Source organism: Pseudoflavonifractor phocaeensis, from assembly GCF_016901955.1.
Taxonomy (GTDB): domain Bacteria; phylum Bacillota; class Clostridia; order Oscillospirales; family Oscillospiraceae; genus Flavonifractor; species Flavonifractor phocaeensis_A.
This window is the reverse complement of sequence record NZ_JACJLC010000032.1, coordinates 16,643-31,126: the sequence shown is the minus strand read 5'-3', so window position 1 is coordinate 31,126 and position 14,484 is coordinate 16,643. Positions and strand designations below refer to the sequence as shown.

General features: G+C 58.5%; 16 protein-coding genes and 3 pseudogenes. 3 read left to right on the top strand and 16 right to left on the bottom strand.

Annotated elements, in window-relative coordinates:
• Window positions 1-275: 275 nt before the first annotated feature.
• On the bottom strand, window positions 276-1,160 hold the full coding sequence (locus H6B51_RS09050; protein ID WP_204883369.1) for a LysR family transcriptional regulator: 885 nt from the start codon (window positions 1,158-1,160) through the stop codon (window positions 276-278).
• Window positions 1,161-1,225: 65 nt separating this feature from the next.
• Between H6B51_RS09050 and H6B51_RS09045 the strand changes: the two genes are divergently transcribed.
• The 3 genes and pseudogenes from H6B51_RS09045 to H6B51_RS18325 all read left to right on the top strand — a co-directional run.
• Window positions 1,226-1,582 carry a cyclophilin-like fold protein gene (locus H6B51_RS09045; RefSeq protein ID WP_204883368.1) on the top strand — a complete coding sequence of 119 codons (357 nt, stop codon included), beginning with the start codon at window positions 1,226-1,228 and terminating at the stop codon, window positions 1,580-1,582.
• Window positions 1,583-1,594: 12 nt separating this feature from the next.
• Window positions 1,595-2,767 (top strand): iron-containing alcohol dehydrogenase, encoded by a 1,173-nt coding sequence (locus H6B51_RS09040; protein WP_204883367.1) that lies wholly within the window; start codon window positions 1,595-1,597, stop codon window positions 2,765-2,767.
• Between the two features lie 53 nt (window positions 2,768-2,820).
• Window positions 2,821-3,948: pseudogene (locus tag H6B51_RS18325) on the top strand (S-layer homology domain-containing protein); the annotation flags it as partial.
• Window positions 3,949-3,961: 13 nt separating this feature from the next.
• On the opposite strand, the pseudogene H6B51_RS09030 reads toward H6B51_RS18325, so the two are convergent.
• The 15 genes and pseudogenes from H6B51_RS09030 to H6B51_RS08965 all read right to left on the bottom strand — a co-directional run.
• Window positions 3,962-4,720: pseudogene (locus tag H6B51_RS09030) on the bottom strand (IS256 family transposase); the annotation flags it as partial.
• Window positions 4,721-4,811: 91 nt separating this feature from the next.
• Window positions 4,812-4,964, bottom strand: a complete 153-nt coding sequence (locus tag H6B51_RS09025; RefSeq protein ID WP_204883364.1) for a CoA transferase — start codon at window positions 4,962-4,964, stop codon at window positions 4,812-4,814.
• 20 nt (window positions 4,965-4,984) lie between these two features.
• Window positions 4,985-5,197 carry an acyl-CoA dehydrogenase family protein gene (locus tag H6B51_RS09020; RefSeq protein ID WP_335342132.1) on the bottom strand — a complete coding sequence of 71 codons (213 nt, stop codon included), beginning with the start codon at window positions 5,195-5,197 and terminating at the stop codon, window positions 4,985-4,987.
• Window positions 5,194-5,802: a sigma 54-interacting transcriptional regulator gene (locus H6B51_RS09015; protein ID WP_335342130.1), complete on the bottom strand. Its 609-nt coding sequence runs from the start codon at window positions 5,800-5,802 to the stop codon at window positions 5,194-5,196. The genes H6B51_RS09020 and H6B51_RS09015 overlap by 4 nt, the downstream gene beginning before the upstream one ends.
• A 171-nt stretch (window positions 5,803-5,973) precedes the next feature.
• A complete protein-coding gene (fucO, locus tag H6B51_RS09010; protein WP_204883363.1) occupies window positions 5,974-7,122 on the bottom strand; it encodes a lactaldehyde reductase in 1,149 nt (382 codons plus the stop codon).
• Window positions 7,123-7,247: 125 nt separating this feature from the next.
• A complete protein-coding gene (locus H6B51_RS09005; protein ID WP_204883362.1) occupies window positions 7,248-8,606 on the bottom strand; it encodes an NCS2 family permease in 1,359 nt (452 codons plus the stop codon).
• Window positions 8,607-8,691: 85 nt separating this feature from the next.
• A complete protein-coding gene (locus H6B51_RS09000) occupies window positions 8,692-9,624 on the bottom strand; it encodes a CorA family divalent cation transporter (protein ID WP_204883361.1) in 933 nt (310 codons plus the stop codon).
• A gap of 17 nt (window positions 9,625-9,641) precedes the next feature.
• Entirely contained in the window at window positions 9,642-10,148 is a 507-nt protein-coding gene (locus H6B51_RS08995) for a EutP/PduV family microcompartment system protein (protein ID WP_204883360.1), read from the bottom strand.
• Window positions 10,145-10,525, bottom strand: a complete 381-nt coding sequence (locus tag H6B51_RS08990) for a BMC domain-containing protein (RefSeq protein WP_204883359.1) — start codon at window positions 10,523-10,525, stop codon at window positions 10,145-10,147. Before H6B51_RS08990 ends, H6B51_RS08995 begins: the two co-directional genes overlap by 4 nt.
• Window position 10,526: 1 nt before the next feature.
• A complete protein-coding gene (locus H6B51_RS18320; protein WP_335342131.1) occupies window positions 10,527-10,772 on the bottom strand; it encodes a glutaredoxin family protein in 246 nt (81 codons plus the stop codon).
• 51 nt (window positions 10,773-10,823) lie between these two features.
• A pseudogene (locus H6B51_RS18315) lies at window positions 10,824-11,342 on the bottom strand (peroxiredoxin); the annotation flags it as partial.
• A 70-nt stretch (window positions 11,343-11,412) separates the two neighbouring features.
• The gene (locus H6B51_RS08980) at window positions 11,413-11,619 is read right to left on the bottom strand and encodes a hypothetical protein (protein WP_204883358.1); all 207 of its coding nucleotides are present in this window, start codon (window positions 11,617-11,619) and stop codon (window positions 11,413-11,415) included.
• Between the two features lie 13 nt (window positions 11,620-11,632).
• A complete protein-coding gene (locus H6B51_RS08975; RefSeq protein WP_204883357.1) occupies window positions 11,633-12,184 on the bottom strand; it encodes a BMC domain-containing protein in 552 nt (183 codons plus the stop codon).
• A gap of 40 nt (window positions 12,185-12,224) precedes the next feature.
• Window positions 12,225-13,133, bottom strand: a complete 909-nt coding sequence (locus H6B51_RS08970) for a DUF7973 family transport facilitator (RefSeq protein ID WP_204883356.1) — start codon at window positions 13,131-13,133, stop codon at window positions 12,225-12,227.
• A gap of 18 nt (window positions 13,134-13,151) precedes the next feature.
• A complete protein-coding gene (locus tag H6B51_RS08965; protein ID WP_204883355.1) occupies window positions 13,152-14,477 on the bottom strand; it encodes a 4Fe-4S dicluster domain-containing protein in 1,326 nt (441 codons plus the stop codon).
• Window positions 14,478-14,484 lie beyond the last annotated feature (7 nt).

Sequence of the window (14,484 nt, the reverse complement as noted above, 5' to 3'; positions counted from 1 at the left end):
AGTTGGCAGACCGCACTTCTATTATAGCAAAGGGAGTTTTTTTATCATTTTCATCGCCATAGGCTTTTTTGAACCACTCGCCTAGCGAGTGGTTTTCTTTATACAAAAAGCGGCTGGCAGCGCATTGGCTGCCAGCCGCAAAAACTTTATATTTTTTCACGGTTCTCTTGACGGGTAGCGGTTCAATTTCCCTACATCAGGGGGCCTTTTGTCACTGTCCATTTTTACTGGACCTGTTCAGTTGCCCCACAGTCTTCTTTGTCCTTGTTGGAATGTCACACCGCCCTGATCTGCGTTTTGAGCGTCTCCAGAAACTTCTCTGCCGCCTTGGAGAACACTTGATACTTTTTCCATACCAGATCCATACCGGAGATCACCTGATTGGCCAGGGGGCGGAAACACAGCGCACTGTTTCCGGTGGTATTGATGAGTTTATCGAAGCAGAGGGCGTAAGCCACACCCTCCTCCACCATCAGAGATGCGTTGAATAGCAGGTTATAGGTGCCCACAATATTTAGCTCTTCGATATCCCGGCCAAACCACTCGCTGATCCCGTCCTCAATTTTGGACTGGCGAGAGCACAGCAGAGGTTTGTCCAGAAGATCCTCCGGATAGATCAGGTCGCGGTCGACCAGAGGGCTGTCCTTCCGCATCAGGACCCCCCAGCAGTCGGTGGTAGGCAAATGCAGAGAATCGTATTTTTTCTTGTCAAAGGGCTCGATGAGAATCCCAAAGTCCAGCAGACCCTTATCCAGCCGCTCTCCCACATCGTCCGCATTGCCGCTGTGCAGATGGTAGTGAATCCCCGAATATTTTTCCTGAAGAATTTTGGCCGTCCGGGCCACCAGCCGCATGGCGTCCGACTCCCCGCCGCCGATGTAGATGTCTCCGTCGATGTTCTCATCGGCGGAGCGGAACTCCGCTTCGGTCTTTTTCACCAGATCCAGGATCTCATTGGCCCGTTTGCGGAACAGGATACCATCCTCTGTCAGGGTAATTTTCCGATTTCCCCGGAGAAACAGCTTTTTGCCCAACTCCTCCTCCAGATCCATCAGCTGGCAGGACAGAGTAGGTTGCGTCAAGTGCAGATATTCAGCTGCGGCGGAGATGTTCTCCTCCCGGGCCACGGCTAAAAAATAGCGCAAGACACGCAGTTCCATAGACGTATCTCCTTCCGGTCTGTGACAGGGCTTTCTATCCATTCTATTTATAGGAGGATCAGACCATGCCAGCACTGAGCATTGAGGTGGGCGGACAGAGCTTCACCGCCACCCTTCAGGACACCCCCACCACCCGCGCCTTGTTGGAGCGGCTCCCCATAACCGTGACCATGGGGGAGCTGAACGGCAATGAGAAATATTATTATCTGGATGAGAGTCTGCCCACTGACTCCCGGCGTCCCGGCCAGATCCATGCCGGCGACCTGATGCTCTATGGCTCGGACTGTCTGGTGCTGTTCTATGAGAGCTTTTCCAGCTCTTATTCCTACACCACCCTGGGCCGGATCGATGACCCCAGCGGCCTAGCTGCGGCCCTGGGCCGGGGCAGTGCAGAAGTGACGTTCCAAATCCAGAATCCATAAGGAGGAACCATTATGTTTGGCAATTTTTCTTACTGCAATCCCACCAAGCTATACTTCGGGGATGACGCCCTGAAGTACCTGAACGTTGAACTGCCCAAGTACGGCAAGAATGTCGTACTGATCTACGGCGGCGGCTCCATCAAGAAAAACGGCATCTATGATGATGTGGTGAAAATCCTGGCGGACAACGGCAAGGACGTGGCGGAGATCTCCGGTGTCATGCCCAACCCCACCGTGGACAAGCTCCGCGAGGGGGTGGAGATCGCCCGGCAGCACAAGGCCGACCTGCTGCTGGCCGTAGGCGGTGGCTCAGTATGTGACTATGCCAAGGCGGTGTCCGTGTCGGTGAACTGTGACGAGGACCCCTGGGAGAAATACTATATCCGCTTTGAGGAGCCTGCCTGCGAAATCGTACCCGTGGGCTGCGTACTCACCATGGTGGGCACCGGTTCGGAGATGAACGCCGGGGCGGTGATTACCAACCCCCACACCCACCAGAAGATCGGTCACGTCTTCGCTGACGAGAAGATCATGCCGAAGTTCTCCATTCTGAATCCCCAATACACCATGGCCCTGCCACACTACCAGATGGTGGCCGGTATCTATGACATCTTCAACCACATCTGTGAACAATACTTCTCCGGAGAGGATAACAATGTCAGCGACTACCTCAGCGAGGGGCTGATGCGCTCGGTGATCGAAGCCAGCCGAATCGCCAATCAGAATCCCCAGGACTATGAGGCCCGCAGCAACCTGATGTGGGCGGCCACCTGGGCGCTGAACACCCTGCTCTCCCGGGGCAAGAGCACCGACTGGATGGTGCACATGATCGGTCAGTCAGTGGGAGCCTACACCGATGCCACTCACGGCATGACCCTGGCCGCTGTGTCCCTGCCCTACTACCGGCACATCCTTCCCTATGGTCTGGAGAAGTTCAAGCGGTTCGCCGTGAACGTCTGGGGAGTGGACCCCGCCGGCAAGACCGACGAGCAGGCGGCCCTGGAGGGCCTGACCGCCTTGGAGGGCTGGATGCGGGAGCTTGGCCTGGTGATGAATATCTCCGACCTGGGCGCCACGGAGGACATGATTGAGGGCATCGCCGACGGTACCATCATCCTCACTGGCGGCTATAAAGTTCCAAATCGTGAGGAAATCATTCAGATCCTGAAAGAGAGCCTGAAATAATACGGAATGAAGCACTCATCCCGTCCCAAGCCTACGTCTTAGGCCGGGACGGGATGAACTGCTTTTTAGAGGGTACTGCTATGAAAAAACGGAAAAAACAAATCCTTTGTACAATCCTGTCCGCAGCGATCCTATTCTCCCTCTCTGCCTGTGGAACTACCCCAGCTCTGAAATCAAAGCAAACAGCACTCTCCACGCTCTCAGCGCAATCAGAAACCACATTCTCATCCAATTTTGAGGATGTCCCTCCGGATGCCTGGTATGCTGAGGCGGTCAACTGGTGCCGGGGAAATGACATCATGAGCGGGACCTCCGCCTCCACCTTCTCGCCCAGTTCCACCATGACCCGGGCCATGCTGGCCACGGTGATCTACCGGCTGGCCGGTAGCCCCGCCGCGATCCTTCCACCTTCCTTCACCGATGTCTCACAGGACAGCTGGTATGCGGAAGCCGCAGCCTGGACCTCAGAAAATGGGATCATCTCCGAATATGGAAACCGGATATTCGGAGCCGTTGACCCGGTGACCCGGGAGCAGTTGGCTGCCATCCTGTGGCGGTATGACGGTAGTGAGTCTGTATCTTCCACCGGTTCCTTTGCGGATGAAGCGTCCATCAGCTCCTATGCAGAACAGGCGGTGGACTGGGCCACAGCCAATGGGATCGTTGCTGGGCGAGAGGGAAACCGTTTCGACCCGCAGGCGACTGCTACCCGCGCCGAGGTAGCGGTGATCCTTTACCGCTACCTGAACTCTCAGGCTGGAGATATGCCCTCTGGGCAGAAGATTCCCCAGGTGTTCATGACCATGGATATCTCCGCCGACGGCCTCATTGCCGTCTACGAGGCCCTGGAGGCCAGCCCAACCGGAAGCATCGCCGTGAAGCTCTCCACCGGAGAGCCGGGGAGCAACTACCTGCGTACCGATCTCATTGGCCCCCTGGTGCAGTCCTTCGACGCCCCCACCATTGTGGAATGCAACACCGCCTATGGCGGATCCCGGGCCAACACAGCCATGCACTACCAGGTGGCGGAGGACCACGGCTACACCGCCATCGCCAATGTGGACATCATGGACGAGGAGGGCTCCATGACCCTGCCGGTGGAGGGCGGCACCAACCTCACTGAGAACTATGTGGGCAGTCACTTTACCAACTATGATTACTTTGTGGTGCTCTCCCATTTCAAGGGGCACTCTAAAAGTGAACGGTGCGACGCTGGTACTTTGCTTTGGGGAATACTTCTCCCACAGCCTCCAGCATACCAAGTCATTTGTCTCCAACCACCAGCTTGACTCCGTCCAAGCCACGGCCACGCAGCCACTGGAAGAAGCTGACCCAGCTGGCTTTGTCCTCTTTCATACCCTCTGCGGCGCCCAGAACCTCACGATATCCGTCCTCATTGACCGCAATCGCCACCAGAATAGCCACATTTTCAAACTCTCCACCCCAGTTACGGCGCAGGTAGATCCCATCCACATAGACATACGGATAGCGTCCGCCCTGCAGAGGGCGGTTCCGCCAATCCTCAATGTGAACATACGCTTTCTTGTTCAGCTCGCTGATGGTGGAGGGAGAGACCTTGCTGCCCCACAGCGCCTCGGTGATGTCCTCCACACGCCGAACAGATACGCCTGCCAGGTACATCTCAATGAGAGCCTCTTCCACACTGCTCTCCCGGCGGCGATACCGCTCAATAATGGCAGTTTCAAAAGAAATCCCTTTGAGCTTGGGTACCTTAAGGGTGACATCTCCGGAAGTGGTGGTAAGATTGCGGCTGTAGTGGCCGCTGCGGTAGCCCTGGCGTTGCTCGTTGCGCTCATACCGGGCTGCCTGTGTCAGTTTCTCTGCCTCGGCCTCCAGCAGTTCGTTGAGGGTTTCTTCTACGCTGCCTCGCACCAGCTCTTTGAGCTGCCCCTTGATAACTTCCTCGTTTAGCTGTACAATTTTTTCGGACATGGTTTGCCGTCTCCTTTCGAATGGTGTGTCGCGACTTCATTCTGCCAGAGTTCTGCAAACCATGTCCCTTTTTGTTTTTGCGAAACTTATTCTACCTGATCGGGTAGCCGTTCATCAGATCGGCTTTGCCCGGCGCGCTGACGCTGACTACCTGGGCCCCTAGGTCCGCCAAAATCATGGTGGCCAGGGGGCCTGGCAGCAGAGTGGAGAAGTCCAGAATCTTCAGGCTGCTTAATGCTCCCATTGTGTTCAGCCTCCCCGCGCTCAGCGTACGCCCATCTCCTTGGAGATGATGACCTTGTGGATTTCAGCGGTACCGTCGAATATCTCGGTGATTTTGGCGTCCCGGTAGATGCGCTCGATGGGGTAGTCCTTGCAGTAGCCGTAGCCGCCAAATACCTGCAGGCACTTGCGTACTACGTCGTTGCACACCTCGCCCGCATAGTACTTGCACATGGAGTGGAGCGCCCGGTCTATCCGGCCCTCATCCAGCGTGACGGCAGACTGATAGACCAGCAGGCGGCGGCCTGCACCTTAGTCTGGCACTCAGCCAACACAAACTGGGTATTCTGGAACTGGGAAATCCGCTTATCCTCACGGCGCTGACGCAGGGGCGGAATGTACTCGGTGAATACATTGATCCGGTAAAACAGATCCTCCCGAAAGGTGCCTTGCTCCACACAGTTTTCCAGGTCCCGGTTGCTGGCAGAGATGAGGCGGAAATCCACCTCCCGCTCATTCACGCCGCCCACACGGCCAATTTTTCTGGTCTCCAGCGCCCGCAGTAACTTTCCCTGCAGGGCAAGCGGCAGGGAGTTGATCTCATCCAAAAACAACGTTCCACCGTCGGCCTCCTCGATCAGGCCCTTCTTTCCACCCTTTACAGCTCCGGTAAAGGCGCCGTTTTCATAGCCACACAGCTCCGACTCAATGAGATTTTCCGCAATAGCGGCACAGTTTACAGTGACGAGAGGGGTGTCTGAGCGGTCGCTGGCCGCATATTTTAGAAGGTTCCATACAAAAAGAGGCTCAAGCGGCCAGATAGCCGCTTGAGCCTCTTTTTGTATGGATAACAGTTCCACATCCAGGTGCGCGTCTTTTACTTTCCAACCGCACTATACTCATCGGTATGATTTACTCCTATAATTGACCGCCGCCCCAACACAAACCTGTTAAGGCGGCGGTCTCATAGGAGAAAGCTGACATATTTTATCTTTCCTGTTCAAGATCCCGGTGCGGTAATCAGCGCACGCTTACATCAGGCTCCTATAAAGAAGCTCAATCTCCTCCACGCTGGTCTCTCTGGGATTGCCGGGACAGCAGGCGTCGGCATAGGCCGACTCCGCCAGGAAATGCACGTCTGTCTCCTTCAGGATGTCCTTCAGGTCGGCGGGGATGCCCACGTCGGCGGAGAGTTGCTTGACGGCGGCAATAGTAGCTTTGCGGGCCTCCTCCAGAGGCATTTCATCGATACCGCTCACACCCATAGCCTTGCCGATGGCGCGGTAGCGCTCACCGGTGTAGTCAGCGTTGTACTCCAGACCGGTGGGCAGCAGGATGGCGCAGGCTACACCGTGGGGCGTGTCATACAGGGCGGACAGACCGTGGGCCATGGAGTGGACGATGCCCAGACCCACGTTGGAGAAGCCCATACCGGCGATGTACTGGCCCAGAGCCATGCCCTCTCTACCCTCAGGGGTGTTGTCCACAGCACCCCGCAAGTTCTGGGAGATGAGGCGAATGGCCTCCAGGTGGAACATATCGGAGATGGCGCAGGCGCCCTTGGTGATGTAACCCTCGATGGCGTGGGTCAAGGCGTCCATGCCGGTGGCGGCAGTCAGGCCCTTGGGCATAGAGGACATCATATCAGGGTCCACTACGGCAACCTCGGGGATGTCGTTGGCGTCCACGCACACAAATTTACGCTTCTTCTCCACGTCAGTAATGACGTAGTTGATGGTCACCTCGGCTGCGGTACCGGCGGTGGTGGGAACCGCAATGGTGAACACCGCATGCTTCTTGGTGGGGGCCACACCCTCCAGAGAGCGCACATCGGCAAATTCCGGGTTATTGATGATGATGCCCACCGCCTTGGCGGTATCCATGGCCGATCCGCCACCGATAGCAATAATACAGTCGGCGCCGGAGGCCTGGAAGGCGGCCACGCCGCTCTGCACGTTCTCAATGGTGGGGTTGGCCTTGATGTCAGTATACACCTCATAGGCAAAGGCCGCCTTGTCCAGCAGATCGGTCACCTTGGCCACCACGCCGAAACGGACCAGATCCGGGTCGGTGCACACCAGAGCCTTCTGATAGCCCCGGGAAGTGAGCTCGGGCACGATGTTCTCGATTGCATCTTTACCGTGATAAGAAATCGTATTCAACACAATACGGGTCGCCATAACATGATCCCCTTTCACAAATGGTAAGTTTGCTGAAATCCAGCTATAACCTATCACAACTCATCTGCCAAAGCAAGTCCATGGCAACAAATAGCACTAAAAGGTCAAAATATGGAATCTCTCGCTTATACCATGTTGCCCAGCAGATACTTGAGGATAAATACCAGAGAGATACCATACGTAAGCAGGGATACCTCCCGGCCCTTCCCCTGGATAAGCTTGATAAGGCTGTAGCTGATGAAGCCGAAGGCGATTCCATCAGAAATGGAGTACGCAAAGGGCATGACCGCTATGGTAAGAAAGGCGGGGACAGCGCACTCCGCATCCTCCCAGGGGATGAAAACAGCACTGCGCATGGTAAGCACCCCCACGATGATGAGGGCGGGGGCGGTGGCGGCAGCGGGAATGATACCGGCCACCGGCGCCAGAAACACAGAGAAGAGGAAGAGCACACCCACCACCATGGAGCTCAGGCCTGTGCGGGCCCCTTCGGCGATACCGGTGGAGGACTCGGCAAAGGTGGTGACGGTAGAGGTGCCAATGCAGGCGCCACAGCAGGTGGCCATAGCGTCGGCAATGAGGGCCCGGTCCGCCCTTCCGTCGTGGTCCTCCAATCCTGCGCTGGAGGACAGGCCCACAAGAGCTCCCAGGGTATCAAAGCAGTCCACGATGGCAAAGCTGATCACCGCCGTCAGCAGGGGCAGCAGTCCCTTGCTGAACACGCCCCCCAGATCCAGCTGGAAGAACACCGGCGCCAGGGTCACATGCTCCATGGTGACAGACTCAGGGATCTGAGTCACCCCGGCAGGCAGACCCAGCAGGGTGGTCACCAGAATGCCGATGACCACTGCGCCCTTGACCCGGAAGGTCATCAGAATGGCGGTGATCAGCAGCCCCACCAGGGTGAGCAGACCCTGGGTATTCCACACCCGCTGTCCGTCCACCAGCATGGACAGCTGCAGGGCGGGTACCGCGCCACTGATGGAAATGAGGCCTACATTCAGCAGGCCGATGAAGGCGATAAACAGACCGATGCCCGCCGAAATGGCATGCTTGAGGAAATCGGGGATCGCAGCGATCAGCTTCTTCCGCAAGGGAGACACCGAGATGGCCAGGAAGAGCAGGCCGCTGAGCAGCACGATGGCCAGGCCCTCCTGCCAGGTGTAGCCGATCCCCAGGCAGACGGTATAGGTAAAGAAGGCATTGAGTCCCATACCGGGAGCCTGGGCAAAGGGCACGTTGGCCAGCAGTCCCGTCAGAAAGCAGCCGATGGCTGCCGCCACACAGGTGGCTACCAGTACCGGTCCCCACAGCTCCTCCGGCATGGCCGGGAAAAAAGGCTCTGCTGCCGTGCCCAGGTTGGGACACAGGGTATTGGGGTTGACGAAAATGATGTAGGCCATGGCAAAAAACGTGGTGATGCCGCCGATCACCTCACGCCTTACCGTGCTGCCTCGCCGGGAAATTCCAAAAAAATGTTCCATATACCTCTCTCCTTACCTCTCAGGAATGTGTGCCAACCTCAAAGAGAATATACCGCCGCAGAATGTGCGGCGGTATATTGCTCTCTTAGAGTCCTTTTTCATCCTCTTGCGCTTCCACCGTCTGCACCGGTTTCTCCGCTGTCAGTTTCTTGCGGCGGAATCCCAGCGAATAGCGCCGCCGACCGGGCTCCAGGGGCCGTTCCACCCGCTTGTTGGTCCGGTACATCACGCTGGCCCCCACCGACAATCCGCCGATGGCCAGGCCGCCCACCACGCCCAGCACGGGGCTGACCGCCAGCAGGCTGCCGAACAGAAAGTTCATGGTCACCCCCACCAGGGAGATGATGCTCAGCAGGCGGGCGCTGCGGTTGATGTTGTTGTTGACGATGGACGTATAAGTATCGAAGTCCTTGATAACGGTATTCTTGGTCAGCTCGTACCGCTCCTCCAGGAATTTGAATTCCAGCATGACCTGGCCCTGGAGCACATAGCTGTTCTGCATCTGCATGGGATAGTAGCCCTTGTCGATGTGGGCCAGGATCTCCTTTACCGCAATGACCATGTTGCCACACTGGGTATAGCTGCGCCGGAAATCCAGTAGCCGATAGGTGCCGCTGTTGTCCAGCCGGTTGTCCAGGTTATCCTCCAGCTGCTTCATGGCGTCGGCGCAGCCGGATACATAGGCCGACAAATCCTGGATCTTGAATTGCAGGGCATACATCAGCAGCTGGCCGATGTATTTGACCTGCTTATCCGCCAGAAAGCGGACAAAGCTGCCGGTGGGCGACTCCTCCAGCACCACGTTGGTGTCCACCTGCCGCAGGCGAAGGACGCCGGGCTCGCTGTGCAGGCCGTAGAGCAGCTCCAGCACCAGGTTTTCCCCCTCCAGGTACAGCCGGTCCTGGGTGACCTGCAGCTCCACCGGGGCGGTAAACACACAGTATGTACTGCCCGCCAGGCCCTCCGCCTCGCTGTAGCGTCCACGGCTCATGGCCAGAAGAAATGTATGGGTTCCCAAGGGGTATCCTCCTTGTCTCAAAGGGCGCCATATTTGTCCGACAGCACGGTCCGGGGCCGCTCGGCCTCCTCCTCCGACTCCCAGGACAGCACATCCCCCGGCTCCCGCAGGTAGTTGAGGATTTGCCAGATCCCCTCCCCGGTATAGGAGCTTACGTGGAAAATGGGATTACAGCCCGCCAGGGCCAGCCAGTTGTGGGCCCGTTCCGGATTTCCCCCCTCGTGGTCGATCTGGGTCACGATCCCGATCACCGGCCGGTTGCAGCAGGCGGTGACGCAGGGGGGATAGAGGGAATAGGGCTCAGTGGCGCTGAGCAGCAGCCCCACCACGTCGGCCTCATAGGTATAGAGGGCCAGGGCCTTGGCCAGGGCGGCATTCTCGGCATACTCCCCCGGGGTATCAATGACCACGTCATAGTGGTTGATGTACTGGGTCTTGTGGTAGTGGATCACATCACCCTTGAGGGCCTGGGTCAGGGTGGTCTTGCCGCACTCGCTGCGGCCCATCAGAATGATTTTCTTCATGTCCGCGTGATCTCACAGATGGTGAAGCCCAGGTGGTTTTTCAGATAGGTGACGATGGCGGAGATGGCGGTCTGCACGTTGGAGATACGCCCGGTAAAGATGAGGGTGCCACTAAAGCGATCAATAAAGCCCATCTCTACCTTGGAGCTTTTGGTGGCGATATCTCCGGCGATGACGGAAATTTCCGAAGGGGTCATGCTCAGAATGCCGATAGCAGCCTGCTGGTAGTCCACGTTGGGATTCAGGCCCAGCTTCTGATAGATGATTTCATCCGGGCTGGCGATGATGTGGGCCAGGGTGACCTGCTTGCCGGGCACCATCTCCTGCACGATGCGCATTTTTCCTTCCTGTACCCGTCCAAAATCCATCAGATCCATTTTACTTCACCTCGTTCTGTTCGTCCAGACCCAAAGCCTTTTGGATGCGGGGCATATCGTACCCCACGATCTCCTCCCCGTCGATGACGGTGACGGGCAGACCGGTATAGCCACGCAGTTTCATGAAGGCCTGTCCCGCCTTGTCGTGGGACAGGTCAAACTCCTCATAGTCCACGCCGGCCTTGCGAAGAAATTCCTTCACGCTGCGGCAGTAGCTACAGGTGGGCATGGTGTAGATGCGCACCATGGCGTCCCTGGCCTTCGGGAAAACAGGCTCCTGCTGGGGAACCTCAGGATGGAGGTTCTCCTCCCCTGCCGTCCAGCCGGCGGCGCACAAACCACCGGTCTGCAAGGCGGCCAGCACCCGCAGCACCTCCTGGGGATTGCGGCCGATGTTGTTGTCATGGATCACGCTATAGCGCACCTTCTGCTCCGGATCTATGAGGAACAGCCCCCGCAGGGCCACCCCCTCCTCCTCCAGCAGCACGCCGTAGCTGTCACTCACCCGCAGGGTCTGGTCGGCAGCCATGGGATAGCCCAGCTTCCCCAGGCCGTTGCGCTGCCAGGCCAGATGGGTGTATACGCTGTCGGTGCTGACGCTCAGCAGCTCCGCGCCTGCCTGAGAAAAGGCCTCCCGGCAGTCTGAAAAGGCGGTCAGCTCTGTGGGACAGACAAACGTAAAATCCATGGGATAGAAAAAGAGTACCAGCCACTTCCCTTTGTAATCTGACAGGCAGATCCGGGTAAAGTGCTCCCCATCCGCCGCCAACGCCTCCATGGAAAACCACGGGGCCTCTCTTCCGATCATTCGTTCCACACAGCTCACATCCTTTTCTATGCATGCCGCCCCGCCGGAGCAAAATGCTCCGGCGGGACGGACGGTTTGATTACTTCTCAGGCTGATAGAAGCACTGATTGCAGTCCTCGTTTTTCTGCTCAGCCTGCTCCTCAGGCTGATAGAAGCACTGGGCGCAATCCTCGGGGGTTTCAGCCTCCGGGGCATGGTAGGGACTCTGGGGGACTTCCTTCTTCTCCCTGTCCTGCTTCCGGTTAGGTGCCGGATAGTGACAGTTGGGGCAATCCTGTGCAGTCATTGCAGTCAACCTCCTAGTTGGACAGTTTTTCGATCAGGCCGGGATGGGGGGATGGAATCACGCAGCTGCTGGTAATATCCCCTGTTTCCTCCAGCTGATGCATGGCAGCTTTTACCGCCGAACGAACCGAGGAGACCTCTCCTGTCAGCAGGATAAAGCCCTTGCCGCCCAGACCTCTGGCAATGCGGATCTCCATCAGGGTGACGTTGGCGGCCTTGGCGGCCAAATCACCGGCCTGCACGGCGGTCAGGGCGGTCATGGTCTCGATCATGCCGATGGACGCGGTCCGCTCCACCTCCGCCGTTCCCACGATGGCCGCTGGGACCGAGTCGTGGATATTGTTGATGATGTGGTGGCCGACCAGATAGACACCCGCCATCTGCATCCCGCTTTCCATGGCGCTCTTTACCGCGCCCACCGCTCCACAGATAATAATCACATATTTTCCGGGGCAGGTGGGACTGGCAGTCAAAAGTTCTACGTTGGCCGCCTTCAGAACCGCGTCCGCGGTCTCCACACCCACGGGGATGCTCTTCAGTTCCAGTAATCCGATGGACTTTCCCATAACAGGCCTCTTTTCCTCAGAATTCCCGAACTTATGCCGGTCAGATCACGCGGGCAATGGCGTTGATGATGATAGTGAGAATGAAAATGGTGGTAGCGGGGGGATCGATATGGGTGTCGCAGTGGCTGTTCAGGGTCTTGCCCACCAGGTCGCCCAGCAGGGAGCCCAGGATACCGAACACCACGCCCAGCACAAAGCCGGTCTCACCCCAGGCCAGAATGCCAGCGGAAGCCGCCAGGGCAGAAGGCAGGAAGATGTGGTGGGTGGCGGGGGTGGCAAAGCCGGTCTGGGTGAAAATCAGGGAAATGGCGGCAAAGCCGAAGCAGATGATGGGGAAGATACCGAAGGCGGCGGTGTTGCCGCTCTGATACAGAACCACGGCCAGGCAGCTGACCACGATGCCGATGCCGCCGCCCAGGACCACGTTGTACACGAAGCCCTTGCCGGTGGAGAACCACTCACGCTTGCCGGTGCCGGTGTACTTGCCGGTGATGCCGGTCTCGCCGAAGAGCAGGCGGGTCACGATGGCCAGGATGAACACGGTGATACCGGGCAGGTCAGTGGTGGCGGGGCCGGCGTTGCCGATGACGGGCAGCATGCCGATGCTGTAGCTGATGAGGTAGCCCAGCACGCCGAAGATGCCGCCCACCAGGATGACGTCTGGCTCGCCCAGACCGTTGAGGGAGGACAGAATGTCGGTGCCGGAGCCAAGCTTACCCTTCTTGCCGGCATAACCGGCAGCGGCCACGCCGCCGCCGAAGGCGATGTGGGGACCCACAAAGGAACCAAAGGCCAGCATACCCACGGCGATATCGCCGCCTACACCCGCCGCGGTGAGCACGCTGCCCACCAGGGCAAAAATACCGGTCATGATAAAGGCGGGCAGAGCGCCCATGTATGCGCCGATGATACCGCCGCCAAATGCAGCGACCAGAGCGAACAGATCCATAAACAATACCTCTCTTCCTTATTCCCGAATGATGATCTCTTTTTCGGTAACAGCCGCCACAGTGCCCGACAGGCTGGCGTGGAGGTTGGCCCCCAGCTTACCTTCGGGAATGACAGCAATGAGGGCGCCCCGTTCCACACGGTCCCCTTCCTTCACCACAGGCTGGGCCGGCGCCCCAACACCCTGACTCAGGGGAAGGGTCACCGATGCGCTGTGGAGCTGGATCCCTTCCAGGGGGGCCGGCACATCATAGGCGCTCAGGCCCAGCTGCTGGATCAGCTTGTGGACCGGATAGCGCTTGAAGGAGCGGAAGGGAGCGGCCTGTTGGGGCTGCTCGTGGAGGGAATTGCGTACCCCTTTCTTGCCCATCTCGCCTTTGAGCATGCCGTTGAGCTTCCAGGGCTGGAGGCCCATAACGCAGGCATACTCGCACAGGCGGCAGCCGCAGCAGAGATAGGCGTTCATTGGAGTGTAGGTGGGATCGCACAGGGAGCCGTAGGCCGCCAGGCGCATCATCTTGTGGGGCTGGATGCGGTGTCCCAGCAGGCCCCGGGGGCAGACCTCGGAGCACAGGGAGCACTGCATGCAGGCCGCGCCCGCGTCCCGCAGCATCTGGGGCACACTGCGGTTCAGGCTGTTCAGCAGCGGATGGCCCTCCGGCACCACGATCAGACCCTTGGTGGTTTTGGTCACCACGCTGTCGGGGGACACCACCTTGCCCATCATGGGGCCGCCGTTGACCACCTGCCAGCGGTCCACCACGGGACCGCCGGCCAGCTCCAGCATCTGTGCCACCGTGACGCCCAGGGGCACCTTCACGGTCTTGGGGGTGCGCACCGCACCGGTGATGGTAACGTACTTCTCCGTGACCGGAGTCTGGGTACGTACCGCGGCAAGCACGTTGAGGGCAGTCTCCACATTGCTCACCACCACCCCCACATTCAGGGGGATGCCGCCCTCCGGCACGATGCGCCCGGTTACCTCATAGACGATGACCTGCTCGTCACCGGCGGGGTAGAAGCCCCCCATTTTGTGAATGGACAGCTTGGGGTGGGCGGACAGGGCCCGCTCCAGGGCCTCCACCGCGGCGTGGTAGTGCTCCTTGAGGGCCACCACGCCCCGCTGGGCCCCCACCTGCTCCACCAGCAGGTCCAGCGCCTCCAACAGCTGTTCGGCCTGACCGGCCATCAGCTGCTGATCCACACGGAGCAGGGGCTCACACTCCGCCCCGTTGATGATGACCGTATCCGCCTGGGCCTTCAGCTTCACATGGGTGGGGAAGCCGGCACCGCCGGCTCCCACCACGCCAGCCTGTTCCACCAGGCCGATGAGATTCTCCTGCATATGGCCC

Coding starts and splice junctions, on each gene's coding strand:
- H6B51_RS09050 (WP_204883369.1), bottom strand. CDS start 1,160: ATGGAACTGCGTGTCTTGCGCTATTTTTTAGCCGTGGCCCGGGAGGAG.
- H6B51_RS09045 (WP_204883368.1), top strand. CDS start 1,226: ATGCCAGCACTGAGCATTGAGGTGGGCGGACAGAGCTTCACCGCCACC.
- H6B51_RS09040 (WP_204883367.1), top strand. CDS start 1,595: ATGTTTGGCAATTTTTCTTACTGCAATCCCACCAAGCTATACTTCGGG.
- H6B51_RS09025 (WP_204883364.1), bottom strand. CDS start 4,964: ATGGGAGCATTAAGCAGCCTGAAGATTCTGGACTTCTCCACTCTGCTG.
- fucO (WP_204883363.1), bottom strand. CDS start 7,122: ATGGCGACCCGTATTGTGTTGAATACGATTTCTTATCACGGTAAAGAT.
- H6B51_RS09005 (WP_204883362.1), bottom strand. CDS start 8,606: ATGGAACATTTTTTTGGAATTTCCCGGCGAGGCAGCACGGTAAGGCGT.
- H6B51_RS08995 (WP_204883360.1), bottom strand. CDS start 10,148: ATGAAGAAAATCATTCTGATGGGCCGCAGCGAGTGCGGCAAGACCACC.
- H6B51_RS08990 (WP_204883359.1), bottom strand. CDS start 10,525: ATGGATCTGATGGATTTTGGACGGGTACAGGAAGGAAAAATGCGCATC.
- H6B51_RS18320 (WP_335342131.1), bottom strand. CDS start 10,772: ATGGTGCGCATCTACACCATGCCCACCTGTAGCTACTGCCGCAGCGTG.
- H6B51_RS08980 (WP_204883358.1), bottom strand. CDS start 11,619: ATGACTGCACAGGATTGCCCCAACTGTCACTATCCGGCACCTAACCGG.
- H6B51_RS08975 (WP_204883357.1), bottom strand. CDS start 12,184: ATGGGAAAGTCCATCGGATTACTGGAACTGAAGAGCATCCCCGTGGGT.
- H6B51_RS08970 (WP_204883356.1), bottom strand. CDS start 13,133: ATGGATCTGTTCGCTCTGGTCGCTGCATTTGGCGGCGGTATCATCGGC.
- H6B51_RS08965 (WP_204883355.1), bottom strand. CDS start 14,477: ATGCAGGAGAATCTCATCGGCCTGGTGGAACAGGCTGGCGTGGTGGGA.